We start from the raw sequence: 23,823 nt of genomic DNA, 5'->3' as shown, positions 1-23,823 counted from the left end.
CCCGGCCCGGCTGATCCGCCCCGAACGTCACGCACCCGTCCCCAGAGAAAGCGACATCCATGACACTCACCGACGACATCCGCTCGCAGCTCGCCCTGCAGGCGATCGAGCTGCCGAGCTGGGCGTTCGGCAACTCGGGCACCCGCTTCAAGGTGTTCGGCACCGCCGGCACGGCCCGCGATCCTTTCGAGAAGGTCTCCGACGCCGCGCAGGTGCACAAGCACACCGGCCTCGCCCCGACGGTGGCCCTGCACATCCCGTGGGACACGGTCGACTCGTACGCGGACCTGCGCAAGCACGCCGAGGACAACGGCGTCGAGCTCGGCACGGTCAACTCGAACACGTTCCAGGACGACGACTACAAGTTCGGCTCGGTGACCCACCACGACGACCGCATCCGTCAGAAGGCGATCGACCACCACTTCGCGTGCATCGACGTCATGAACGAGACCGGCTCGCGCGATCTGAAGATCTGGCTGGCCGACGGCACCAACTACCCGGGTCAGGACTCGCTGCGCGCCCGCCAGGACCGCCTCGCCGACAGCCTTCAGAAGATCTATGAGCGCATCGGCGACGACCAGCGTCTCGTGCTCGAGTACAAGTTCTTCGAGCCGGCGTTCTACCACACCGATGTTCCGGATTGGGGCACCAGCTTCGCGCAGACCTCGGCCCTCGGCGAGCGCGCCCTCGTCTGCCTCGACACCGGCCACCACGCGCCGGGCACCAACATCGAGTTCATCGTCATGCAGCTCCTGCGCCTCGGCAAGCTCGGCTCGTTCGACTTCAACAGCCGCTTCTACGCCGACGACGACCTGATCGTGGGCGCGGCCGACCCGTTCCAGCTGTTCCGGATCGTGTTCGAGGTCATCCAGGGCGGCGGATACGGCAACCCGGACGTGGCGTTCATGCTCGACCAGTGCCACAACCTCGAGGCCAAGATCCCGGGCCAGATCCGCTCGGTGCTCAACGTGCAGGAGGCGACGGCGAAGGCCCTCCTCGTCGACACGGAGGCGCTGGCCGCCGCGCAGCACGCCAACGACGTGCTCGCCGCCAACACGGTGTTCATGGACGCCTTCAACACCGACGTGCGGGCCGACCTCGCCGCCTGGCGCGAGAGCCGCGGTCTCCCGGCCGACCCGATGGCGGCCTACAAGGCGTCGGGCTACCAGGAGAAGATCGAGGCCGAGCGCGTCGGCGGCACCCAGGCCGGCTGGGGAGCCTGACCGACGTGCGCGCCATCGTCGTCCGGCAGCTCGCGGCCGAGGGTCCCCACGGCAGTATCCCGGTGCGCGTGTACGCGCCCGCCGGCGACGCCGTGCACCCCGGCCTGGTGTGGAACCACGGAGGCGCCTTCGCCGGCGGCGACCTCGACATGCCCGAGGCCGACTGGGTGTCCCGGTCGCTCGCCGAACGCGGCTTCGTCGTGGTGTCGGTCGACTACCGGCTCGCGGTGGAGGGCGTTCACTTCCCCGTACCGTCGGACGACGTCGTCGCCGCGTTCCGTTGGGTCGCCGCCCACACGGCCGAGCTGGGCATCGACCCGGCCCGGCTGGCGATCGGCGGCGCGTCCGCGGGCGGCGACCTCGCGGCAGGAGCGCTGCTGCGGCTCCGCGACGCGGGCGGCCCGCTCCCGGCGCGCGCCCTGCTCGCGTACCCGACCGTGCATCCCGAGCTGCCGTCGTTCTCGGCGGAGCTGGAGGCCGCCGTCGCGCTGCACGGGCCAGACGACCCGCGCTTCGAGCCCGACGCCGTCCGCGAGATGAACCTGAACTTCGCGGGCGACGAGGCCACGATGTCGGACCCGTACGCCTTCCCCGGCCTCGCCGACCCGACAGGGCTGCCGCCGGTCTTCGTCCTCAATTCGGAGGTCGACACCCTCCGCGCATCGGGCGAGGCCTTCGCCGCCTCGCTCGCCCGTCACGGCGTCACCGTGCTCTCGCTGTTCGAGCCCGGCAGCCGCCACGGCCACCTCAACCGGCCCGACGAGGCGGCGGCACGCCGCAGCATCGACCGCATCACTGCGTGGCTCTCCACCCCCGCGCTCCCCTGACCACGACCGTCCCTCCCCGATAAGGAACCCACGCATCATGACGAACGAGACCGTCGCGGCGCTCATCGCCCGCTCGAACCGCCTCGGCGCCGACCCGAAGAACACGAACTACGCCGGCGGCAACACCTCCGCCAAGGGCGTCGAGACCGATCCGGTGACCGGCGAGCCGGTCGAGCTCCTCTGGGTCAAGGGCTCCGGAGGCGACCTCGGCACACTGACGGAGTCCGGCCTCGCGGTGCTGCGTCTGGACCGGCTGCGCGCGCTGCGGAACGTCTACCCGGGCGTCGAACGCGAGGACGAGATGGTCGCCGCGTTCGATTACACCCTTCACGGCAAGGGCGGCGCTGCTCCGTCGATCGACACCGCCATGCACGGCCTGGTGGATGCGGCCCACGTCGACCACCTCCACCCCGACTCCGGCATCGCGATCGCGACGGCCGCCGACGGCGAGGAGCTGACGAAGGCGATCTTCGGCGGCAGGGTCGTCTGGGTGCCCTGGCGGCGCCCCGGCTTCCAGCTCGGCCTGGACATCGCGGCGATCAAGGCCGCGAACCCGGAGGCGATCGGCACGATCCTCGGCGGCCACGGCATCACCGCGTGGGGCGCGACCAGCGAGGAGGCGGAGGCCAACTCGCTCTGGATCATCGACACCGCCGCCGAGTACATCGCGGCGAACGGCCGGCCGAACCCGTTCGGAACCCCATTGGCCGGTTACGAGGCGCTCCCCGCGGCGGAGCGCCGGGCGAAGGCCGCCGCACTGGCTCCCCATCTGCGCGCACTCGCCTCCACCGACCGGGTCCAGGTGGGCCACTTCACCGACTCCGACGTCGTCCTCGACTTCCTCGCGTCGAGCGAGCACCCGCGCCTCGCCGCGCTCGGCACGTCCTGCCCCGACCATTTCCTCCGCACCAAGGTGAAGCCGCTCGTCCTCGACCTGCCGGCCACCGCCTCGGTCGAGGAGTCGGTCGCCCGGCTCGAGGAGCTGCACGAGCAGTACCGCGCCGACTACCAGGCGTACTACGACCGCAACGCCACCCCCGACTCCCCCGCGATCCGCGGCGCGGATCCGGCGATCGTGCTCATCCCGGGCGTCGGGATGTTCTCCTACGGAGCGAACAAGCAGACCGCCCGCGTCGCCGGCGAGTTCTACGTCAACGCCATCAATGTGATGCGCGGCGCCGAGGCGCTCTCCACCTACGCACCGATCGACGAGACGGAGAAGTTCCGCATCGAGTATTGGGCGCTGGAGGAGGCGAAGCTGGCCCGCCTCCCGAAGCCGAAGCCGCTCGCGGGCCGGATCGCACTGGTCACCGGCGCCGCCTCCGGCATCGGCAAGGCCATCGCCACCCGCCTCGCCGCCGAGGGGGCGTGCGTCGTCATCGCCGACCTCGACCTCGAGAAGGCCCGGGCGGCCGCCGCCGAGATCGGCGGCACCGACGTCGCCATCGGCGTCGTCGCGAACGTGACCGACGAGGAGGCCGTCCAGGCCTCCGTCGACGCCGCCCTGCTCGCCTTCGGCGGCCTCGACCTCGTCGTGAACAACGCCGGTCTCTCCATCTCCAAGCCACTGCTGGAGACCACCACGGCCGACTGGGACCTCCAGCACGACGTCATGGCGAAGGGATCGTTCCTCGTCTCGCGCGCCGCCGCCAAGGTGCTGATCGACCAGAAGCTCGGCGGTGACATCGTCTACATCTCGTCGAAGAACTCCCTCTTCGCCGGCCCGAACAACATCGCCTACTCCGCCACGAAGGCCGACCAGGCCCACCAGGTACGTCTCCTCGCCGCGGAACTCGGCGACCACGGCATCCGGGTCAACGGCATCAACCCCGACGGCGTGGTCCGCGGCTCCGGGATCTTCGCCGGCGGCTGGGGCGCCAAGCGCGCCGCCGTCTACGGGGTGCCCGAGGAGGAGCTGGGCCAGTACTATGCCCAGCGCACCCTGCTGAAGCGCGAGGTCCTGCCGGAGCACGTCGCAAACGCCGTGTTCGTGCTCTGCACCAGCGACCTCGACCACACCACGGGGCTGCACATCCCCGTAGACGCCGGCGTCGCCGCCGCCTTCCTGCGATGACCGCCGCGTCGCGCACGGGCGCCGTCGCGGCCGTCGATCTCGGGGCGACCAGCGGGCGCGTCATGCACGCCCGCGTCGGCGCCGACACGCTCGAGCTGACGGAGGCGGCCCGATTCGTCAACACGCCCGTGCGGCTGTGGGAGGGGGACCGTCCGGCCCTGCACTGGAACCTCGCCGGCCTGTTCACCAGCATCCTGGAGGGGCTCGGCTCCGTCGCCCGCACCGAGCCCGGCCTCGTCGCCGTCGGCGTGGACTCGTGGGCCGTCGACTACGGCCTCCTGCGCCGGGGCCGGCTGCTCGGTGAGCCCTACCACTACCGCGACGAGCGCTCCGAGCGCGGCGTGGAGCTCGTGCACGCGGCCGTCGCACCCGACGAGCTGTACCGGGAGGGCGGCCTTCAGTTCCTGCCGTTCAACTCCCTCTATCAGCTCGCCGCCGACCACGACGTCGGCGCACTGGAGGGTGCGGATCGCTTTCTGCTCGTGCCCGACCTGGTCACCTATTGGCTGACGGGCATCGAGCAGGCGGAGCGGACCAACGCCTCCACCACCGGCCTGCTCACCGCCGAGGGCCGCTGGAACGACGATCTCATCGAGCGCCTCGGCCTGCCTCGCGGCGTGTTCGCACCGCTCGTCGACGCGGGCTCCGCCGTCGGCCCGCTGCTGCCGTCCCTCGCCGCCGACCTGCCTTTCGGCGGCGCCGGGCCGACCGTGACAGCCGTCGGCTCGCACGACACCGCGTCCGCCGTCGTGGCCGTGCCGATGGACGCCTCCCGCGCCGCCTACATCTCCTGCGGCACCTGGGGGCTCGTCGGCGTCGAGCTGGAGCACCGCGTCGTCAGCCCGGAGGGGCGCGCGGCCAACTTCACCAACGAGGGGGGCGTCGACGGCCGGGTCCGCTACCTCCACAACGTGATGGGGTTGTGGCTGCTGAGCGAGTCCCTGCGCGAGTGGCAGCGCCGCGGCCTCCACGTCACGCTGGAGACGCTGCTCGCCGAGGCCGCGGGCCTTCCCCGGCCGACGGACCTCTTCGACGCCGACGACCCCCGCTTCCTCGCGCCCGGCGACCTCCCGAGCCGCATCGCCGACTGGTTCGCCGAGCACGACTGCCGCGCGCCCGCCAGCCCGGCCGGCATGGTCCGCGTCATCGTCGAGAGCCTCGCCGACGCCTTCGCCCGCTCCGTGCGGCGCGCCTCCGAACTCTCCGGCGTCCCCGTCGACACCATCCACGTCGTCGGCGGAGGTGCGCGCAACGCCCTCCTCTGCCAGGCGACGGCGGACCGGGCCGGCGTGCCCGTGCTCGCCGGCCCGGTCGAGGCGACGGCCCTCGGCAACGCCCTCATCCAGGCCCGCGCCGCGGGGCTGCTCGACGGCGACCTGGAGACGCTGCGCGCGCTGGTGGGCCGGCACTACGCACCGGTGCGGTACGAGCCGGCGGGGCGGTAGGAGGGCGGAGGACGCCGTAGGCCGGGTTCGACGGGGAGCGCCGCAGCCGCGATCATCCACCTCCGGATGATCCCCCCGGTTCAGCTCCGCCGATTCGCGCATCGGCGTCGCGGCGCTCGCCCATCTCCCCGGCCGACGCGTGTGCCGGCCGGGGTCCAGCCAATCGCAGGCGTGCGGGCAGGTGCCGGGGTTTTCTGAGGAGTCCCGTGACGGACGTCGTGATCCTCCGTAGCGCCGCGCGGCGGGAGGGCCGGGATCGGGCATGAACGCCTGCAGGAGTTCCGTAGTGCTGTGGGAGGTCCGGCGAACCGCGATGATGGGGACGTGCCTCTCGACATCCCACCCGCCGATCTGGACCTCGACGCCCTCGCCCGGCGCGCTTCCGCACTCGCACCGGCCGGTTCGCGGGCCGTGCTGGGCGTCGCGGGCAGCCCCGGGTCGGGCAAGACGTCGCTGGCGCGCGCGGTCGCGGAGCGCGTCGACGCGCTGAGCGGGACGCCGGGGACCGCCCAGCACGTGCCGATGGACGGCTTCCATCTGGCCAACGGCACCCTCGACCAGCTCGGTCGGCGCGACCGGAAAGGGGCGATCGACACCTTCGACGCCTGGGGGTTCGCGGCGCTCGTGCAGCGCCTGGCGACCGACCGGCTCGACCCGGTCTACGCTCCGGCGTTCGACCGGCGGGTGGACGAGCCGGTCGCGGGGTCGATCCGCGTGCTGCCCGGGACGCGGCTGGTGGTGGTCGAGGGCAACTACCTGCTGGTGGATGCGGACCCGTGGTCGCGCATCCCTCCACTCCTGGCGGAGAGCTGGTTCGTCGCGACGCCGGAAGCTGAACGCGAGGCCCGACTCGTGGATCGGCACACCCGTCACGGCCGCACCCCGGAGTCCGCCCTCGCGTGGGCGCGGGAGGTCGACGGCGTCAACGCCGCCCTCATCGAGGCGACGCGCGAGAGGGCGACGCTGGTCGTGGACGGTCGGCTCCCAGGCGTGGCCGCCTAGGCTGGCGTGATGACCGAATCGTTCGACAAGCTGACCATGTTCGGCGCGGACTGGTGCCGCGACTGCATCCGCTCGAAGGCGCTGCTCGACCGACTGGGCGCCGACTACGAGTACATCGACCTCGTCGCGCGGCCCGAGGAGGCCGAGCGGGCGCAGGCGATCAGCGGGCGGACCAACATCCCCGTCGTCGTGTTCCCCGACGGCCGTCACTTCGTCGAGCCGACGGACCCCGAGCTCGAGGCCGCGCTGGCGCAGTAGGCGCCGGCTGGCAGCTGTACGCGTGCGCGCCTCGGCGGGCGCGCGCCGTCGTCATTCTGCGACGACGACGGAGAGCGCACGCAGCTCTCCCATCACCTGACGCACGCGCTCGGCCAGTGAGCCGGGCGCGTCGTCGGCGACCCACGCGGCGAAGGCGACCTTGAAGGCCGCGACGGCCGCTTCGGCGGCGACCGCAGCCTCCTGATGCGCGGTGCCGCGCGCGCGCAGCGCGGCCGTGACCGCCTCGCCGAGCTGGGCGAGCTTGAGCAGCTCCCGCTCCTGGAGGCTGGCGTTGGCCGCGATCGCCGCCGCCCGCTGCCGCGCATACGGCCGACGCTCCTCCAGCATCGTCGTGCCCTCGGCGAGCGCCTCCTCCGCCGCCTCCAGCGCGGGGATCTCCGCGGGGAGGCCGGCGAGCACGGCGAGCACGTCGTGCTCCATCTGCCCGGTCGCGTCGAAGAGCACCTCGCGTTTATCGGTGAAGTAGCGGAAGAAGGTGCGCTCCGTCACGCCCGCGCGTGCCGCGATGTCGGAGACGGTGGTCTGCTCGAACCCCGGATCGAGATAGAGCTCGAGCGCGGCCAGACGCATGCGGCCCTGCGCGTCCGGCTCCCAGCGTCCCATGAGCACAGTCTAGTGATGACAGCGGCTGACATCGGTGCTACCGTCGATGTCAGCCACTGACATGACTGGAAGGGAACCTCCCATGCGCGTTTTCGTCACCGGAGCCTCGGGCTGGATCGGCTCGGCCGCCGTCCCCGAGCTGCTCGCCGCCGGACACGAGGTCGTCGGGCTCGCCCGATCGGACGCCTCGGCCGCCGCCCTCCAGGCTGCCGGCGCCCATGTGCGCACCGGCAGCCTGGACGACCTGGCCAGCCTCCGCGCGGGAGCGGCGGAGGCCGACGCCGTGCTCCACCTTGCCTTCAAGCACGACTTCTCCGACTATGAAGGGGCCGGGCGCACGGAGCGCGCCGCGGTCGAGACCATGCTCGACGAGCTGGCCGGGACCGACAGGCCGTTCCTGTTCGCATCCGGGATCGCGATGCTGGCTCCCGGCCGCGTCGCGACCGAGGAGGACGGCCCCCGCTCCTCCGACCCCGCCTCCCCGCGCGGCGGCGCCGAGGGCTTCGCGCTCGCGTCGGCCGAGCGCGGCGTCCGCCCGGTCTCGCTCCGCTTCGCGCCGACCGTCCACGGCGTCGGCGACCACGGCTTCTCGGCCGTGCTGGCGGGTATCGCACGCGAGAAGGGCGTGGCCGGCTATGTCGGCGACGGTTCCAACCGCTGGCCGGCGGTGCACCACTCCGACGCCGGCCGCCTCATCGCGCGCGCCCTCGAGGCCGCACCGGAGGGCGGCGCGATCGTGCATGCCGTGGGCGAGGAGGGCATCCCCGCGAGCGAGATCGCAGAGGCGTTCGGCTCGGCGCTCGGCGTCCCCACCGCCTCCATAGCCCCCGAGGATGCGGCCGCCCACTTCGGCTGGATCGGCGGCTTCTTCGCCGCGGACATCCCCGCCTCCAGTGCCCTCACCCGCGCCCGCTACGACTGGGAGCCGACCGGTCCCACCCTCCTCGAGGACATCGCCGCCGGCGCCTACCCCGGAGCCTGACCGGCGAGGCGGCCCGAACTGGGGCCCTGGACGCCGAGGCGGCCGAGAATCGGCCGCCTCGCGGCTCAGGCGAGCCGGGCGGGCGCGCCGTGCCCGGGGCAGACGAGGCGCGGGCGACGCGCGGCGAGCGCCCCCAGCGTCGCGTCGGCGGCCGTCCGGTCGCTGATCAGGAAGCCGGGGAAGTGCACGAGCCGGCCGTGCGAGACACGGGCCGCGTCGCCGATGAACGCGACCCCACGCCAGAGGAACGCATGGTGTCCGGGCGTGTGCCCGGGAGCCGGCACCGCGACGAGTCCCGGCACGACCTCGGTCTCCACGGCGTCCGGCAGCTCGACGAGCGCCGGGATGGCCGGGCGGCCCAGCCATCCCGCGTTCCGCATCCAGCGGCGCACGCGGGTCGGCGGCTCGGCCTCGCCGCGCAGGATGCGCACGTCCGCCTCGCCGAGCCACACCCGCGCCCCGGTCTCGCGCTGCACCGCAGCCGCAGCCCCGACGTGGTCGGGGTCGTAGTGGGTCAGGACGATGTCCGTGAGGCGTGGGATGCGCGCGGCCGCCAGCTCCGCGACCACCCTCCGCGCTCCCGACGGAAGCCCCGAGTCGACCAGCACGGACCGGTCGCCCGCCTCGATGAGGTAGGCGTTGCCGGCGCGCGCCGACTCGACGCGATACAGGGACGGGATCACTTCGCGCATGCTGGGATCGTAGCCTCGTTCGCATTCATCGACGCGCTCGCATAATCCCATCCACTCCTCCTGTTGGACTTCCGGCCGGGGTGGGCGGATGCTGACGGCATGGAGTACACCCAGCTCGGCCGGTCCGGCCTGAAAGTATCCCGCCTCGTCCTCGGCACGATGAACTTCGGCCCGCAGACGTCGCCGGAGGATTCGCACACCATCATGGATGCTGCCCACGAGGCCGGCATCAACTACTTCGACACCGCGAACGTCTACGGCCAGCATGTCGGCAAGGGCGCGACCGAGTCGATCATCGGCGACTGGTTCGCCCTCGGCGGCGGCCGCCGCGAGAAGACCGTGCTCGCGACGAAACTGTACGGCGAGATGGGCGACTGGCCCAACGAAGGCCGCCTCTCGGCCCTCAACATCCGCCGTGCCCTCGACGCCAGCCTGCAGCGTCTGCAGACCGACCACATCGACATCTACCAGTTCCACCATGTCGACCGGGACACCCCCTGGGACGAGATCTGGCAGGCCATCGAGACCGCGATCGCCCAGGGCAAGATCCTCTACGCGGGGTCGAGCAACTTCGCCGGCTGGCACCTGGCGACCGCGCAGGCGGAGGCCCGCAAGCGCAACCTCCTCGGCCTCGTCAGCGAGCAGTCCATCTACAACCTCCTCACTCGGCAGGTGGAGCTGGAGGTGCTGCCGGCCGCGCAGGCCAACGGCATCGGCGTCATCGCCTGGTCGCCGCTGCAGGGCGGTCTCCTCGGCGGTGTGGTACGCAAGCAGAACGAGGGCAAGCGCCGCTTGGAGGGTCGCGCCGCCGAGACGCTCGAGGAGCACCGCGACGCGATCGAGGCCTACGAGGCGTTCGCCGCCGAGCTCGGTCACGAGCCCGGCGACATCGCCCTCGCCTGGCTGCTCAGCCGGCCGGGCGTCACCGGCCCGATCATCGGACCGCGCACCCTGGACCAGCTGAACGCCGGGCTCCGCGCCCTCCACGTCGAACTGGACGAGACCGCGCTGGCCCGTCTCGACGAGATCTTCCCGGGCCACAAGACGGCCCCCGAAGACTACGCCTGGTGAGCGCCGGGCGCTCGACCGCAACGACACCGAAAGGAACAGAGTGAAGACACGCAGGATCGCCGACGTCGAGGTGAGCGCGATCGGGCTGGGCGGCATGCCGATGTCGATCGAGGGCCGCCCGGACCGCGAGCGCTCGCTCCGCACCGTGCACGCCGCGCTCGACGCCGGGGTCACCTTCATCGACACCGCCGACGCCTACCACCTGCACGCCGATGAGGTCGGACACAACGAGGAGCTCATCGCGGAAGCGCTGCGCACGTGGAGCGGCGACGCTTCCACCGTCCTCGTCGCGACCAAGGGCGGCCACTTGCGCCCGGGCGACGGGAGCTGGACACTGAACGGGCGCCCGGAGTACATCAAGGAGGCCGCCAAGGCCTCCCTCGCCCGACTCGGCGGCGACGCGATCGGGCTGTACCAGTTCCACCGGCCCGACCCGGAGGTGCCCTACGCCGACTCGGTCGGCGCCGTGCGCGACCTGCTGGACGAGGGGGTGATCCGCCTCGCGGGGATCTCGAACGCGAACCCCGAGCAGATCCGGCTGGCTCAGGACATCCTGGGCGGCCGGCTCGCCTCGGTGCAGAATCAGTTCTCGCCCGCGTTCCGATCGAGCGCCCCCGAGCTGGAGCTGACCGGGGAGCTCGGCATCGCCTTCCTGCCGTGGAGCCCGCTCGGCGGCATCACGAACGCGGCCGAGCTCGGGAGCCGCTTCGAGCCGTTCAAGGACGTCGCGGCGGCCCGCGGGATCAGCCCGCAGGTCGTGGCACTCGCGTGGCACCTGGCGCAGGGGCCGCACGTCATCCCGATCCCGGGCTCCTCGCGTCCCGAGACGATCCGCGACTCCGTGACCGCCGTCGATGTGATCCTCGCCCCCGACGAGCTCGCGCGCCTGAACGCCGCCTGACGAGCCGCCCGCCGCTCCCGCCCGCCGAGTGCGCGGACTCTCCGTGTGCTCGGCGGCGGGGCGGCGCGGGCGCGCGGGTCAGGAGACGATGGTCGCGGTGAGGTCGGCGAGCTCGGCCTCGCGGTCCGCACGGTCGCGCGGCGCGCCGGGGATGCCGGGGCGCTGCTGCCACGGCAGCGGGCCGTCGGCACGGCGGTACTCGACGCCGGCCGCGTCGAGGCGCGCCAGGTGCGCGTCGAGGCGTGGCGCGAACTCCTCCCACGACCGCTCGCCCGACCGGTCGGCGCTCCACAGGGCCTCGGCCAGCGCGGCGAGGCGGGGGAAGGCGAAGTAGTCGAGCCCGCGCGGCTGGTCGATGTACTCGGTCCACACGTTGGCCTGGGCGCCCAGCACGCGCGCACGCTGGTCGTCCGTGAGCTCAGCCGGCACCGGGTCCAGCTCGAAGACGTCACGGACCGTCGTCACCGTGACCAACGGGATGGGCTCCTCCGGCGAATCGGACTGCCGGTAGTTGAAGTACAGGACACGGTCGGGGCACAACACCACGTCGTGGCCCTGGCGCGCGGCGGCCACGGCCCCGGTCTCCCCGCGCCAACTGGCGACGGTCGCACCCGGGGCGAGGCCGCCTTCCAGGATCTCGTCCCAGCCGTATGACCGGCGGCCGCGGGACGTGAGGTGCTCGTCGATCCGGCGGACGAACCAGCTCTGGCCCTCCTCCTCGGTCGCCGCTCCGATCTCGCGCAGCCGCTCCTGGGTCCGCGGATCGGCGCGCCACTGGTCCTTGCGGCACTCGTCACCGCCGATGCCGATGTATTCGGAGGGGAACACGTCGACGACCTCGTCGAGCACGTTCCGGAAGAACGCGACCGTCGACTCCTCGAGGTTGAGCACGTTGCGGCTGATTCCGTAGCGCGTCCACACCTCGCGCGGCTCGTCCCCGCCCGCGACACCGAGCTCCGGATACGCGGCGATCGCGGCCTGCACATGGCCGGGCGACTCGATCTCCGGGATCACCGTGATGCCCCGCGCGGCCGCGTAGGCGACGATCTCGCGGAGGTCGTCCTGGGTGTAGCAGCCGCCGTGCGGGCGGCCGTCGGCCGGGGCGTCCGGGCCGAAGCCGACCTGGGACTCCCGTCGCCACGCGCCGATCTCGGTGAGACGCGGGTAGCGTCGGATCTCCATCCGCCAGCCCTGATCGTCGGTGAGGTGGAGGTGCAGCACGCTCATCCGGTGCATCGCCAGCAGGTCGACGAAGCGCAGCACGTCGTGTTTGGGCAAGAAGTGGCGGGCGACGTCGAGCATCAGCCCGCGCCAGGCGAACGCGGGGCTGTCCTCGACGATGCAGGCGGGAGCTGCCCAGCGGGTCCCCGGCACGACGCCGCGCCGGTAGACGGCAGGCGGGAGGAGCTGCAGGAACGACTGCGCGCCGTGGGACACCGCAGCGGCCGAGCCGCCCTGGATGCGTACTCCGGTGGGCTCCACCGCGAGCCGGTACTCCTCTGCGGCGAGCGCTGCATCGACGGCGAGGGCGATCGCACGGACGCCCCCGCCGTCCGTCGTCACGGGATCCACGGCCTCCGGCGCGCCGGCGACGGGCAGACCGGTCGCGGCCGCCAGCTGCGCCCGCAGCCAGGAGGCGATCGGTGCGCCGGCCACGTCGGCGACGACCACCGTCCGCTCGTCGAGCACGAACTCGCCGGGCCGGTCCTCCGCCCGCAGAGGTCGCGGGAGCAGACGGTCGGCGACCGGAGTGCGCGCGGCGGTCATCGCTCGGGACGCTCCGCGCGCTCGATCCGCACCGGCCGCTGGCTGCGCACCGCCTCGTAGGTGAGCCGCAGGGACTCCGTCATCCGGTCGTACATCTGCTGCGCCACGCGCACGAAGAGGAAGTCGACGAGCGCGAGCTGCGCGATGCGGCTCGACATCGCGCCGCTGCGGTAGAGGCTCTCGCGCGCCTGCGTGGTGAGCACGTGATCGCTGACGCCGCGGATGCTGGAGTCGGGGAAGCTCGTGATGGCGACCGTCGTCGCTCCGGCCGCGTGTGCGACGGAGAGCGCGTGAGTGGTCTCGAGCGTCTCGCCGGAGTGGGAGACGCCGATGGCGACGTTGCCGGGCTTCTGCAGTGCGGCCGATGCGAGAGCCAGATGGGAGTCGACCGAGCAGAAGGCGGTCAGCCCGATGCGGGAGAGCTTCTGCTGCAGGTCCTGCGCGGTGAGGCTGCTGGCACCGGCCCCGTAGAGGTCGATGCGGCCGGCGGCGACGATGGCGGAGACCACGCGGTCGAGCGCGTCGAGGTCGAGCTCGCGGGCGGTCTGCTCGATGGCGAGCGCATCCTGGTAGGCGATCTTGGCGACGACCTCCTGCACGCTGTCGGCCGGGTCCACCTCGCTCTCGGTCAGGTCGAACCGCTCGCGTGTCGCCTGCTCGCGGCTGGTGGCGGCGGCCACGGCGAGGCGGAACTCCCGATAGCCGCTGAAGCCGATGCTCTGGCAGAAGCGCGCGATGGTGGCCTGGGACGCGTCGCAGACGGCGGCGAGCTCGGAGATGGTCAGATCGACGACCCGCTCGGGATGCTCCATCACCACCTGCGCGATGCGCCTCTCGGTGGCGCTCAGCCGCGGCACCGCCTGGCGCACCGCGGAGAGGACGTCGGCCATCATGCTCTACCGCACCGATTCCCGTGCATCGACCGCCGCGAGAGCGTCGCGCAGCCGTCCGCCGTGTTCGGCGAGGAGCCGCACAGCGGCGTCCGCGTCGAGGGTCGTCTCGCTCATGAGGATCGCCGCCTTAATCCACCCACCGGTCGCGTTGAGCGCCTCCGCAGCCTGCTGCGGGCCGGTGCCCGTCGCCAGCATAACGGTCCGCTCGGACCGGGCGCGCAGCTTGGCGTTGGTGGCCCGGAGGTCGACCATCAGGTTGCCGTAGACCTTGCCGAGCCGCACCATCGAGATGGTGCTGATCATGTTGAGCACGAGCTTCTGAGCCGTCCCGGCTTTGAGCCGGGTCGAGCCGGTCAGGATCTCGGGGCCGACGACGACCTCGATGCCGACCTCGGCGTCGCGCCCGAGGGGCGAATCCGGGTTGCAGGAGAGCCCGACGGTGAAGGCACCCGCCCGGCGCGCCTGGTCGATCGCCCCGAGCACGAACGGCGTGCGGCCCGACGCTGAGATGCCGACCACCGCATCGAGCGGGCCGATGGTGACAGCGCGCACGGCGGCGCGACCGGCCTCGTCGTCGTCCTCCGCGTTCTCGACCGCTGTGTGCAGCGCTTCCGGGCCGCCCGCCATCAGACCGACCACGAGCTCGGGAGCGGCGCCGAACGTCGGCGGGATCTCGCTCGCGTCGAGCACGCCCATCCGCCCGGCAGTGCCGGCGCCCGCGTAGATCAGCCGACCGCCGCGCTTCATGCGCTCCGAGACGCCTTCGACGGCCGCGACGATGCTGGCGCTCTCGCGCGCGACCGCGACAGGCACCTCCGCGTTGGCCTCGTTCATCGCCGCCACCAGCTCCTCGATCGACATGATGTCGAGATCGCGGGTGGACTCGCTCACCGCCTCGGTCGCGAGCGTCCCGAGCGTCTCGCGCAGGTCGGAGAGGGGATGCGGCTCAGCCACGGGTTGGTCCTTTCGTGTGGTGTCGGTCACCGGGACACCGCCTCGGCGGATTCGGCGGCCAGTGTCAGCCCGGCGACGCCGCGCAGGCGGCGGCCGGGGACGGCGTCGGGGGTGAGGCTCAGCCGCCCGAGCACTCGCGCTCGGCCGCGTGGGGTCCCGGGCAGCTCGGCGGGGATGCCGTGCCAGCTCAGGTAGCCGATGAACGCGAAGAGCAGCGACTCCTTGTGGTCCGCGTCGATGCCGAGCGCATCGCTCGGACGGACGTCGACGCCGTGGAGGCCGAGCACGGCGGAGAGCGCGCGCATGAGGGCGGGGTTGCGGGTCCCGCCGCCGGAGACGATCGCCCGGGACGGGACGCGCGAGGAGGAGGAGCGCACCGCGTCGGCGACCGTGCGCGCCGTCAGCGCGGTGAGCGTGGCGACCAGGTCGGCGAGGTCGGGCTGCACGCCCGCTCGTTCCGCCGCCGCGTCGACGACGGAGAGGTCGAACGTCTCGCGTCCGGTGCTCTTCGGGACGGGCGCGGTGAAGTAGGGATGCGCGAGCAGCTCGGCGAGGAGCGCCTCCTCGACCCGGCCGCTCGCCGCGAGCAGGCCGTCCGTGTCCTGACCCTGGAGGCCTCCGGTGGCACGTGCGACTGCCGCGTCGATCAGGGCGTTCGCGGGGCCGCTGTCGAAGGCGATCAGGCCGCCGTCCGGCTCGACGATCTGTACGTTGGCGATTCCGCCCAGGTTCACCGTCGCGACCGGTCGGCCCTCACGCGCTGCCTCCCCCGCGAGCCAGGCACGGTCGAAGAGCCCCATCAGCGGGGCGCCTTCGCCACCCGCCGCGATGTCGGCGGAGCGGACGTCCGAGAGCACGGGGACCCCCAGCCGTTCGGCGATCCAGGCGGGCTGACCGACTTGCAGCGTGCCGCGGGCGTGGCCGCCGTCGACCCAGTGATGCAGCGTCTGACCGTGGGAGACCGCCAACTCCACTCCGCCCGTCTCGTCGGCGGCGCCGGCTGCGGCATCCGCGAACTCCTGGCCGGCGAGAGTGTCCATCCGGACGAAATCGGCCGGGGTCAGCACGTGCCCCTCGACGGCGGAGAGCAGGAGTTCGCGCGTCCGGCCCGACCAGGGGACGGTGCGCGCGAGCACCGATGTCAGGCGCACGGCCGGGCGGTCGGTCGCGTCGACCTCGTCGATGTCCACCACAGCCACGTCGATGCCGTCGACGCTCGTACCGGACTGCAGCGAGAGGATCCTCACGCGGTCACCCCCGCGAGTGTCTCGGCGACGACGTCGGCCGTCACCCGGCTGGAGCCGAAGGTGTCGAGGCCCGGCAGCGGGAGCTCGTCCGCCGCGGGGAGGCCGGTGTTCACGATCACAGAAGCGGGGCGGGCCGCGGCGAGCAGCCCGAGCGCACGGCGCTGCGGCGAGCCCGGCTGGACCGCGTCGACCAGCGCGACGACAGCGGACTCCTCCGGGATGTGCACGAGCGCGTCTCCGAGCACGCCGACCACGTCACGGCCACCGAGCGGACCGACGACCACCCGCGCGGCGACGAGCGCGGCGCTGAACGGTTCCGCGGTCGAGGCCACCGCGGCGCTCGCACGATCCCGCAGGTCGAGCACCACGCGATCGCGCGCTGGCACGACGACGTCGCCGCGCACGACGAGCGCCTCGCGCACGACCCGGGCCGGGTCGAACTCACCGAGCTCGCCTGTGGAGGCGCCTCCGGCGCGCGCAGCCGCCGCCGTCCAGTCGGACAGGTCCGCCACCGAACGGGCGGCCCGCTCGAGCGCGGCGACCGGGAGGGTCCCGTCGTCGACGGCGGCGAAGAGCGCATCGCGCACCTCCGCGTAGTCGTCCAGGTCGCTGCTGGCGCCGTGCTTGGGTCCGAGGTCGGAGGGGTTGCCGATGCAGAGCAGGTCGGCGCCCGCGAGGATCGCGCGGACCGCCCCCGGGCCGGCACCGAACTCGGCGCGGATGGCGGCCATGTCGAGGGCGTCGGTGATGATGGCGCCGGTGAAGCCGCGCTCCCGCAGCATCCCGAGGACGCGAGGGTCCAGGGTGGCGGGGAGGTCGCCGAACGCGTCGACGACCACGTGCGACGTCATCACGGCGGCCACGCCCGCGTCGATCGCGGCCTGGAACGGCGGCAGGTGCTCGGCCTCCACCTCGCTGCCGGACAGACTCACATGCGGGAGCCCGAGGTGCGAGTCGACGGCCGTGTCCCCGTGGCCGGGGAAGTGCTTGACGCAGGCGGCGACCCCGCCCGCCTGCAGCCCCGAGACCATCGCGGCGACGTGCCGCCCCACGAGCGGCGCGGTCGACCCGAAGGAGCGTGTCCCGATGACGGGGTTGCGCGGGTTCGTGTTGACGTCGGCGACCGGCGCGAGCACGACGTCGGCACCGGAGGCGCGGACGCGGCGCGCGAGCTCGACTCCCGCCGCCCGGGTGGTCGCGGTGTCGTCGACGCGACCCAGCTGGGACGCGCTCGGGAGCGTGGAGCCGCCCGCCGCCTCCAGCCGCGTGACCGTACCGCCCTCCTCGTCCACGCCGAGGAGCACGCCCGGGCGCGCCTCACGGAGCCGGGCCGAGAGGGCGGGGAGCTGCGCCGGGTCCGTCGCATCGATGTTCTGGCCGAAGTACACGGCTCCGGCCAGGCCCTCGTCCAACGCCTGCAACAGCCAGTCCGGTGCAGTGATGCCGAGGAATCCCGGCCACAGCACGCCCGCGACGAGCGAGCGGACGGCGGGATCGGTGCTCGCGCTCATCCCGTGCCTCCTAGCCCTTGACCGCGCCGGCGACCAGGCCGCTCGAGAGGCGGCGCTGCACCAGCACGAAGAACACCATGACAGGGATGGTGATGAGCGTCGACGCCGCCATCACGTAGCCCCACTCGTTGGTGTGCTCGCCGAAGAACTGCTTGAGACCGATCGCCACGGTGTAGTTCTCGGTGGCGCCGCCGAGCAGGGTCATGGCGAAGATGAACTCGTTCCAAGCGGTGATGAAGGCGAAGACACTGGTCGCGACCAGGCCCGGCATCACCAGCGGGAACAGCACCGAGCGGAACATCCGCCACCAGCTGGCGCCGTCGAGGTACGCGGCCTCCTCCAGCTCGACCGGTACGGCCGCGACGAACCCGCGCAGCATCCAGATGCCGAACGGCAGGGAGAGCGCGACGTACACGACGATGAGGCCGAGCAGCTGGTTCAGGAGGCCGAGGTCGCGCACCTGCACGAAGAGCGGGATCACGAGCGCCTCGAGCGGCACCATCTGCACCGTGAGGATCATGAACAGCATCGCGGTGCGGAACCGGAAGTTGAACCGGGCCACAGCGACCGAGGCCAGCAGCGCGAGCACCGCCGAGATGACGACCACCGCGACGGCCACGATCAGCGAGTTGCGCAGGAAGACGCCGAAGCCCGCCTGCGTCAGGACGTAGGTGAAGTTGTCGAGCGTGAACTCCTGCGGCACGAGCGACTGCCCGCCGCTCGAGGCGCGCTTGTCGAACGCGCTGGAGATCATCCAGTAGACCGGGAAGAGCGTGAAGATCAGGAGGACGGTGACGGCGACGGCCTTGCCGATGTTGCCGCGGACGGTGCGCTTCACAGCTTCTCCTCCTTGAGCATGGTGCGGACGTAGATCACGGTGATCACCAGGAGGACGATGGTCAGCAGCACCGCGATGGCGGAGCCGAAGCCGTAGCGGTTCTGACCGAATGACTCCACGTACGACCAGACGCCCAGATTGAGCACCTGCCGGTTGGAGCCGGAGCCGCCGGGCATCAGGTACACCTGCGCGAAGACCTTGAAGTCCCAGATGGTGGACAGGATGATCACGACCGCGAAGACCTGCTTGAGCGACGGGACGATGATCGAGAAGAAGCGGCGGACCGCGCCGGCGCCGTCCATCGCGGCCGCCTCCAGCATCTCCTTCGAGACGCCCAGGAGGCCCGCGAGCACGGTGATCGCGACGAACGGGAAGCCGTGATGGATCACGTTCAGCAGCACGATCGCGTAGAAGCTGATCGGATTGGTGAACCAGTTGAACGACTCGTGCATCAGGCCGAGGTTCTTGAGCACCTGGTTGACGATGCCGTTGTCGGCGTCGAAGATCCAGATCCAGACATAGGTGCCCGTCACCGCGGGCATCGCCCAGGCGACCATGATCGCGCTGCCGACGACGGTGCGCCACGTGGGCCCGAGGTTCGCCATCAGCAGCGCGACGAGCGTGCCGAGGGCGACGGTGCCGGCGACCGACAGGATGGCGAAGACGACCGTGTTCGGAAGCGCCACCGTCCACAGCGTGGAATTGCCGAAGATCTCGGCGTAGTTGTCGAAGCCGATGAAGTTCGTCTTGCCGCTGACGATCTCGCGCAGGCCGTAGTCCTGCAGGGAGAAGATCACGACACGCACCAGCGGCCAGAGGAGCAGGCCTGCGAGCACGACGAGAGCGGGCGCCAGCAGCAGCCACGGCCGGCTCACGGCGATGAACGAGCGCTTGCGCTTCGGGGCGGAGGCGCCGGGGCGCCGGCCGCGCGCGGTGCGCACGGCCGGCGTCTCGGGGTGAACGTCGATGGCCATCGGGCTACTTGTCGTTCAGCAACTGGGTCATCTCCTTGGCCGCGTCGGTCGTCGCGTGGTCGACCGTCTTCTGCCCGGAGAGGATGGACTGGATCATCGCGTTGGTCGTCTGCTTGGCCTGCACGGCGCCGAACTGCGGGGTGACCGGCACCGACGCTCCACCGTCGACCATCTGCGTGGCGAACGGCTTGACCAGCGGGTCGTCGGACTCCATCGCCTTCTTGACGAGAGAGTTGAGGCCCGAGAAGTAGCCGGTCTGCGACGCCCATTCGGACGCGAACTTGCCGGTCGTCATCAGCTCGACGAACTTCCAGGCCAGGTCCTTGTTCTTCGCCGTGTTGAAGACGCTGAGGTGCGACCCGCCGAGCACCGAGGGGCTGATGCCGCCGTCCTTGCCCGGAATCGGGGTCGCCGCGATCTTGCCCTTGAGGTCGGGGGCCTTCTGCACGATGGTGGCCGGGGTCCACGACCCCTGGATGGCCATGGCCACCTTGCCCTGGTTGAAGTTGTCGAGCACGTCGGTCTCCTTCCAGGTGGTGGCGCCGGAGGTGGAGAAGCCGTACTTCGTCGCGAGGTCGGTGTAGAACTGGATGCCCTCACGCGACTTGGCGCTGTCGAGACCCGAGGTCCAGGTGCCGCCCTTCTCGGTGGCGACCTGGCCGCCCGCACCCCACACCCACGGGTAGACACCGAACTCGGCGGTGCCCGGTACGGCGAACGGGATCATGTCCGGCTTCGCGGCCTTGATCTTCTCGCCCGCGGCAACGATGTCGTCCCACGTCTTGGGCGCCTCGATGCCGAGCTCCTGGAAGACATCGGCGCGGTAGACGAGGCTGCGGACGCCCGCGTACCACGGCATGCCGTAGAGCTCGCCGTCATAGGTGCCGGACTCCTTGAGGCCCTTCACCAGGTCGTCCTCGAGACCGGCCTTCTTCACCTCGTCGCCGATCGGCGCGAGGGCGCCCGCGTCCGCGAACTCGGCGGTCCAGGTGGTGCCGGTCTCCGCGACGTCGGGCGTGGTGTTGCCCGCGATCGAGGTGACGAACCGGTCGTGAGCGTCGGCCCACTGGACGAACTGAACGTCGAGCGTGGCTCCGGTCTCCTTCGTGAACGCGTCGCCGACCTCCTTGAAAAAGGCGGTGGAGTCGGGGTTGGTGCCCTGCATGATCCACACGCTGAGCTTCTGGCCCTTCGCGTCGACCGAGTCTCCATCGCTGCTGCCACCGCTCGAGCAGGCCGTGAGGGCCAGCGCGGCGATGGTGACGGCGGCGACGGAGAGGTAGCGCTTCTTCATGGTGCTGTCTCCTCTTCGAAACCGGGAATGTGTCGGCGGACGAAGCGTCTCGCCCCGGTGAAACTATCCTTCATGCTTCGCTAACAGCATGCAAGTTGCTTCCACCCTACACAAGTAAAAGTTGTGTTACAGCGGACGAGGATCCGATGGGGTGGCTCAGTCGATGCTGACCTGGCGCAGGAACGCGGCCGCCGCGGGGCTCGGCTCCTCCGCCGCGGCGACCGCGACCGTCCACTTCGGCACGTCGCCCGCGAGCGGCACGGCGCGCAGTTGCTCCGGCCGCTTGCGCGCGAAGCTCATCGGCACGATCGCCACACCGAGGTCGTAACCGACCAGGTCGAGCAGCGGGTGCACGTCGTTGACCTCCATCGCCGGGCGATAGTCCATGCCGGCCGCCGCGAACGCGCGGCGGGTGAGCGCCTGCGCACCCCAGCCTTCCTGGAAGCCGATCATCGTCTCGTCGCGCAGGCTCTCGATCGGAAGGGCGTCCTCGCCCGAGTAGCGGTGATCCGGGTGGCAGAGCATGAGCAGGTCCTGCGTGCTGAGCCGGCGCAGGCGCACCCCCGCCGGCGTGTGGCCGGTGTCGACCACGAGCGCGACGTCGACCTGTCCGTTCGCGACCGCATCCACCAGCTCGACGGATCCGGTCTGGCGCAGCCGCACCTCCACCCCGGGGTTGGCGGTGCGGAAGGCTGCGAGTTCGGCCGGGAGGTCGACCGAGCCCAGGCAGGGTTCGGCCCCGATCGTCAGGCGGCCGCGCTGGAGGCCGCGCACTGCGGCGACCGCGTCCCGAGCGGCGGCCGCGCTGGCGAGCGTGCGCACGGAGTCGGCGAGCAGCGCCTGGCCTGCGGTGGTCAGCTCGACGCGGCGTGTGCTGCGGACGAAGAGGGAGGTGCCGAGCTCCTGTTCCAGGGAGCGGATGGAGGCCGAGAGACCCGACTGCGAGATCTGCAGCAGTTCGGCCGCCCGGGTGAAGTGGCGCTCCTCGGCGACGGTGACGAAGTGCTCGAGCTGGCGCAGTTCCATTCATCCAGGATAGTGCTGAATCGACGGACCTCGATCTGAATGGGTGATCCCGGCGGGACGCCGTCCGCGTGTGGGAGGGACACCGCGAGCGGACCGCATGGATCGCGGCCGCTGCCGCATGCGTTCCGTCAGGATCGGCGTCCGGCACCTGCGCACGGCCTAGACCGGGAGCATGACACTCACCCGCATCCTTCCGACCCTCCGCCGCAGCATCCCCGAACCTCTGGACGCGTCGCGCTGGCCCGCGCACACCCACCCGACGACCACCGATGTCGTCATCGCCGGCGTCTCCCTCGCCCGGCTCGCCGACTGGTGCACGACACCGTGCGTCCACACCGACGACGATGCCGCCGCGATCGTCGCGACGGTCACGGCGGTGGCCCCGCACCCCGGCGGCGGCCTCGACATCCGACTCGACGCCGATATCGCAGCCGTGGCGGCGGAGACGGCGCAGGCACGGCTCATCGGACGCGCATCCCCGGCGCCGCTCTGCCTCGCCCACCTCGGACCGCTGCTCCTGGAGCTCCCCACCGACCTCCACAACGGCGACCGTGTCGCTCTCCCCGCGCACGGCCGCATCACCCGCAGCCAGGTCGACCTGCACCGCGCAGCCCGCTCGCGCGCGGAGGACGCTTCGGCGGGTGCAGGGGCGCCCGACCCGTCCGGGCACTGCGCCCGGTGACCCTCGCTCCTGCCGGCTGTCGGACCTGCCGGCCGTTCTCGCGATCGGTCAGCGGACTCCGCGCATCATCCGGAGCACCCACGGGCTGAGGAGGGCGAGCAGCGCGCCGACCCCGACGGCGACTCCCCCGATGATCCCGAAGTAGATGCCCTCGGTGTGCGGCGCGTAGAGCGTGGCGAGTTGTCCCGCCATCGCCGTTCCGAGGGCGACCGAGAGGAAGTACAGGGCAACCATCTGGGCCTGGAACGCGTGCGGTGCGAGTTTGGTCGACGCCGAGAGACCCACAGGCGAGATCAGCAGTTCGGCGACCGTGAAGACGAAGAGGATGCCGATGATGGCCAGCAACGGGGTGCTGTTCTCGCCTCCCCCCGCCCAGAACAGGAACAGCCAGAATGCGATCCCCATCAGCACCGTGCCCGCCGCGAACTTGAGCGGCGTGGCTGGCTGCTTCTCGCCCCATGTGGTCCAGATCGCCGCGAAGACGCCCGAGAGGATGATGATGAAGACCGGGTTGATGGACTGCACCCACGACACCGGGAACTCCCACCCGAAGAGGTTCCGGTCGAGGCGCTCGTCGGAGTAGATCGTCAGCACCGTGAACTGCTGCTGGTAGAGCGACCAGAACGCGGCGTTCGTGATGAAGAGCGGGATGAATGCGATGATGCGGCAGCGCTCGTCGGCGCTGAGGAGGCGGGACGACAGGATGACCGCGAAGTATGCGATCGCCGCCGCGACCGTGAGCACGATGACGACGAGTGCGAGGTTGCGCGCCGTGATCACTCCGGTGAGCACCAGCGCGAGCACGATGATGACGCCCGCCGCGCTGATCCCGATGATGAGCGGGTAGCGCTTCGCGGGCAGCGGGTTCGGCACGGCGCGCGCTTCGTCGGGAAGCCGTCTGCGTCCGAGGGAGTACTGGATGAGCCCGATCGCCATCCCGACCGCGGCGAGCCCGAACCCGTAGTGGAACCCGAGCGTGGTCTGCATCAGCCCGGTGAGCAGAGGGCCGAAGAACCCCCCGAGGTTGATGCCGAGGTAGAACAGCGAGAAGCCGGCGTCCCGCCGAGAGTCGTGCTCCGCGTAGAGCGTTCCGACGATCCGGGTGGCGTTCGCTTTCAGCCCGCCGCTGCCGACGGCGACGAAGATCAGGCCGACGATCACGCCCGAGAACCCGGGGAGCAGCGCCAGCGCGACGTGTCCTGCCATGATGACGACCGCACTCCAGAACAGCACACGCTCCGACCCGAACAGCCGGTCGGCCAGCCACGCCCCGAGGATCGTCGAGAGGTACACGGCGCCCCCGTACGCGCCGACGATGCCGGCGGCGGTCGCCTTGTCGAGCCCGAGGCCGCCCTCCGTGGCCGAGTGGTAGAGGTAGATGAGCAGGATGCCCTGCATCCCGTAGAACGAGAACCGCTCCCACATCTCCACGCCGAAGATGTTCGCCAACGCCCGCGGCTGCCCGAAGAACCCCCGGCCCTCCCGATCGCCCCGCGACGGCACCGCCTTCACGTCCTTGGTGTCGCTCATGTCCACAT

General features: G+C 71.6%; 22 protein-coding genes. 10 read left to right on the top strand and 12 right to left on the bottom strand.

Going from position 1 to position 23,823, the window contains the following annotated elements:
- The first annotated feature begins 59 nt into the window (after window positions 1–59).
- From rhaI to IT072_RS01185, 6 genes are all read left to right on the top strand, one after another.
- Window positions 60–1,223, top strand: a complete 1,164-nt coding sequence (rhaI, locus tag IT072_RS01210; protein WP_223358983.1) for an L-rhamnose isomerase — start codon at window positions 60–62, stop codon at window positions 1,221–1,223.
- 5 nt (window positions 1,224–1,228) lie between these two features.
- The gene (locus IT072_RS01205; RefSeq protein WP_223358982.1) at window positions 1,229–2,050 is read left to right on the top strand and encodes an alpha/beta hydrolase; all 822 of its coding nucleotides are present in this window, start codon (window positions 1,229–1,231) and stop codon (window positions 2,048–2,050) included.
- Between the two features lie 37 nt (window positions 2,051–2,087).
- Entirely contained in the window at window positions 2,088–4,124 is a 2,037-nt protein-coding gene (locus IT072_RS01200) for a bifunctional aldolase/short-chain dehydrogenase (RefSeq protein WP_223358981.1), read from the top strand.
- A complete protein-coding gene (locus IT072_RS01195) occupies window positions 4,121–5,569 on the top strand; it encodes a rhamnulokinase (protein ID WP_223358980.1) in 1,449 nt (482 codons plus the stop codon). Before IT072_RS01200 ends, IT072_RS01195 begins: the two co-directional genes overlap by 4 nt.
- Before the next feature lie 324 nt (window positions 5,570–5,893).
- Window positions 5,894–6,571 (top strand): nucleoside/nucleotide kinase family protein, encoded by a 678-nt coding sequence (locus IT072_RS01190; RefSeq protein ID WP_223358979.1) that lies wholly within the window; start codon window positions 5,894–5,896, stop codon window positions 6,569–6,571.
- A gap of 9 nt (window positions 6,572–6,580) precedes the next feature.
- Window positions 6,581–6,829, top strand: a complete 249-nt coding sequence (locus IT072_RS01185; RefSeq protein ID WP_223358978.1) for a glutaredoxin family protein — start codon at window positions 6,581–6,583, stop codon at window positions 6,827–6,829.
- A 51-nt stretch (window positions 6,830–6,880) separates the two neighbouring features.
- Here the strand turns inward: IT072_RS01185 and IT072_RS01180 are convergent, their stop codons facing one another.
- Entirely contained in the window at window positions 6,881–7,453 is a 573-nt protein-coding gene (locus IT072_RS01180) for a TetR family transcriptional regulator (protein WP_223358977.1), read from the bottom strand.
- 82 nt (window positions 7,454–7,535) lie between these two features.
- Between IT072_RS01180 and IT072_RS01175 the strand changes: the two genes are divergently transcribed.
- Entirely contained in the window at window positions 7,536–8,435 is a 900-nt protein-coding gene (locus IT072_RS01175; RefSeq protein ID WP_223358976.1) for an SDR family oxidoreductase, read from the top strand.
- Window positions 8,436–8,500: 65 nt separating this feature from the next.
- On the opposite strand, the gene IT072_RS01170 is transcribed toward IT072_RS01175, so the two are convergent.
- Window positions 8,501–9,127 (bottom strand): MBL fold metallo-hydrolase, encoded by a 627-nt coding sequence (locus IT072_RS01170; protein ID WP_223358975.1) that lies wholly within the window; start codon window positions 9,125–9,127, stop codon window positions 8,501–8,503.
- Between the two features lie 99 nt (window positions 9,128–9,226).
- Between IT072_RS01170 and IT072_RS01165 the strand changes: the two genes are divergently transcribed.
- A complete protein-coding gene (locus IT072_RS01165; protein WP_223358974.1) occupies window positions 9,227–10,198 on the top strand; it encodes an aldo/keto reductase in 972 nt (323 codons plus the stop codon).
- A gap of 40 nt (window positions 10,199–10,238) precedes the next feature.
- Window positions 10,239–11,099, top strand: a complete 861-nt coding sequence (locus IT072_RS01160; RefSeq protein WP_223358973.1) for an aldo/keto reductase — start codon at window positions 10,239–10,241, stop codon at window positions 11,097–11,099.
- A gap of 78 nt (window positions 11,100–11,177) precedes the next feature.
- Here the strand turns inward: IT072_RS01160 and IT072_RS01155 are convergent, their stop codons facing one another.
- The 9 genes from IT072_RS01155 to IT072_RS01115 form a co-directional block, all read right to left on the bottom strand.
- On the bottom strand, window positions 11,178–12,866 hold the full coding sequence (locus IT072_RS01155; protein WP_223358972.1) for a beta-N-acetylhexosaminidase: 1,689 nt from the start codon (window positions 12,864–12,866) through the stop codon (window positions 11,178–11,180).
- Window positions 12,863–13,759 (bottom strand): MurR/RpiR family transcriptional regulator, encoded by an 897-nt coding sequence (locus tag IT072_RS01150; protein ID WP_223358971.1) that lies wholly within the window; start codon window positions 13,757–13,759, stop codon window positions 12,863–12,865. Before IT072_RS01150 ends, IT072_RS01155 begins: the two co-directional genes overlap by 4 nt.
- Window positions 13,760–13,762: 3 nt before the next feature.
- Window positions 13,763–14,713 (bottom strand): N-acetylmuramic acid 6-phosphate etherase, encoded by a 951-nt coding sequence (gene murQ / locus IT072_RS01145; protein ID WP_223358970.1) that lies wholly within the window; start codon window positions 14,711–14,713, stop codon window positions 13,763–13,765.
- A 26-nt stretch (window positions 14,714–14,739) separates the two neighbouring features.
- Window positions 14,740–15,960 (bottom strand): anhydro-N-acetylmuramic acid kinase, encoded by a 1,221-nt coding sequence (locus IT072_RS01140; RefSeq protein WP_223358969.1) that lies wholly within the window; start codon window positions 15,958–15,960, stop codon window positions 14,740–14,742.
- The gene (locus IT072_RS01135; protein WP_223358968.1) at window positions 15,957–17,471 is read right to left on the bottom strand and encodes a glycoside hydrolase family 3 protein; all 1,515 of its coding nucleotides are present in this window, start codon (window positions 17,469–17,471) and stop codon (window positions 15,957–15,959) included. Before IT072_RS01135 ends, IT072_RS01140 begins: the two co-directional genes overlap by 4 nt.
- A gap of 10 nt (window positions 17,472–17,481) precedes the next feature.
- On the bottom strand, window positions 17,482–18,309 hold the full coding sequence (locus IT072_RS01130) for a carbohydrate ABC transporter permease (RefSeq protein ID WP_223358967.1): 828 nt from the start codon (window positions 18,307–18,309) through the stop codon (window positions 17,482–17,484).
- The gene (locus IT072_RS01125) at window positions 18,306–19,283 is read right to left on the bottom strand and encodes a carbohydrate ABC transporter permease (RefSeq protein ID WP_223358966.1); all 978 of its coding nucleotides are present in this window, start codon (window positions 19,281–19,283) and stop codon (window positions 18,306–18,308) included. The genes IT072_RS01130 and IT072_RS01125 overlap by 4 nt, the downstream gene beginning before the upstream one ends.
- 4 nt (window positions 19,284–19,287) lie before the next feature.
- A complete protein-coding gene (locus IT072_RS01120) occupies window positions 19,288–20,577 on the bottom strand; it encodes a sugar ABC transporter substrate-binding protein (RefSeq protein WP_223358965.1) in 1,290 nt (429 codons plus the stop codon).
- Window positions 20,578–20,733: 156 nt separating this feature from the next.
- Window positions 20,734–21,603: a LysR family transcriptional regulator gene (locus IT072_RS01115; protein ID WP_223358964.1), complete on the bottom strand. Its 870-nt coding sequence runs from the start codon at window positions 21,601–21,603 to the stop codon at window positions 20,734–20,736.
- A gap of 172 nt (window positions 21,604–21,775) precedes the next feature.
- On the opposite strand from IT072_RS01115, the gene IT072_RS01110 reads away from it, so the two are divergent.
- Window positions 21,776–22,285: a hypothetical protein gene (locus IT072_RS01110; protein ID WP_223358963.1), complete on the top strand. Its 510-nt coding sequence runs from the start codon at window positions 21,776–21,778 to the stop codon at window positions 22,283–22,285.
- A gap of 48 nt (window positions 22,286–22,333) precedes the next feature.
- On the opposite strand, the gene IT072_RS01105 is transcribed toward IT072_RS01110, so the two are convergent.
- Complete coding sequence (locus IT072_RS01105; RefSeq protein ID WP_223358962.1) at window positions 22,334–23,815, bottom strand: peptide MFS transporter; 1,482 nt, start codon at window positions 23,813–23,815, stop codon at window positions 22,334–22,336.
- Between the last annotated feature and the right edge of the window lie 8 nt (window positions 23,816–23,823).

This window comes from Leifsonia sp. ZF2019 (genome assembly GCF_019924635.1).
In the GTDB taxonomy this organism is placed as follows: domain Bacteria; phylum Actinomycetota; class Actinomycetes; order Actinomycetales; family Microbacteriaceae; genus Leifsonia.
The sequence above is the reverse complement of the archived record's forward strand: the minus strand, read 5'-3'. Positions and strand labels throughout refer to the sequence as shown.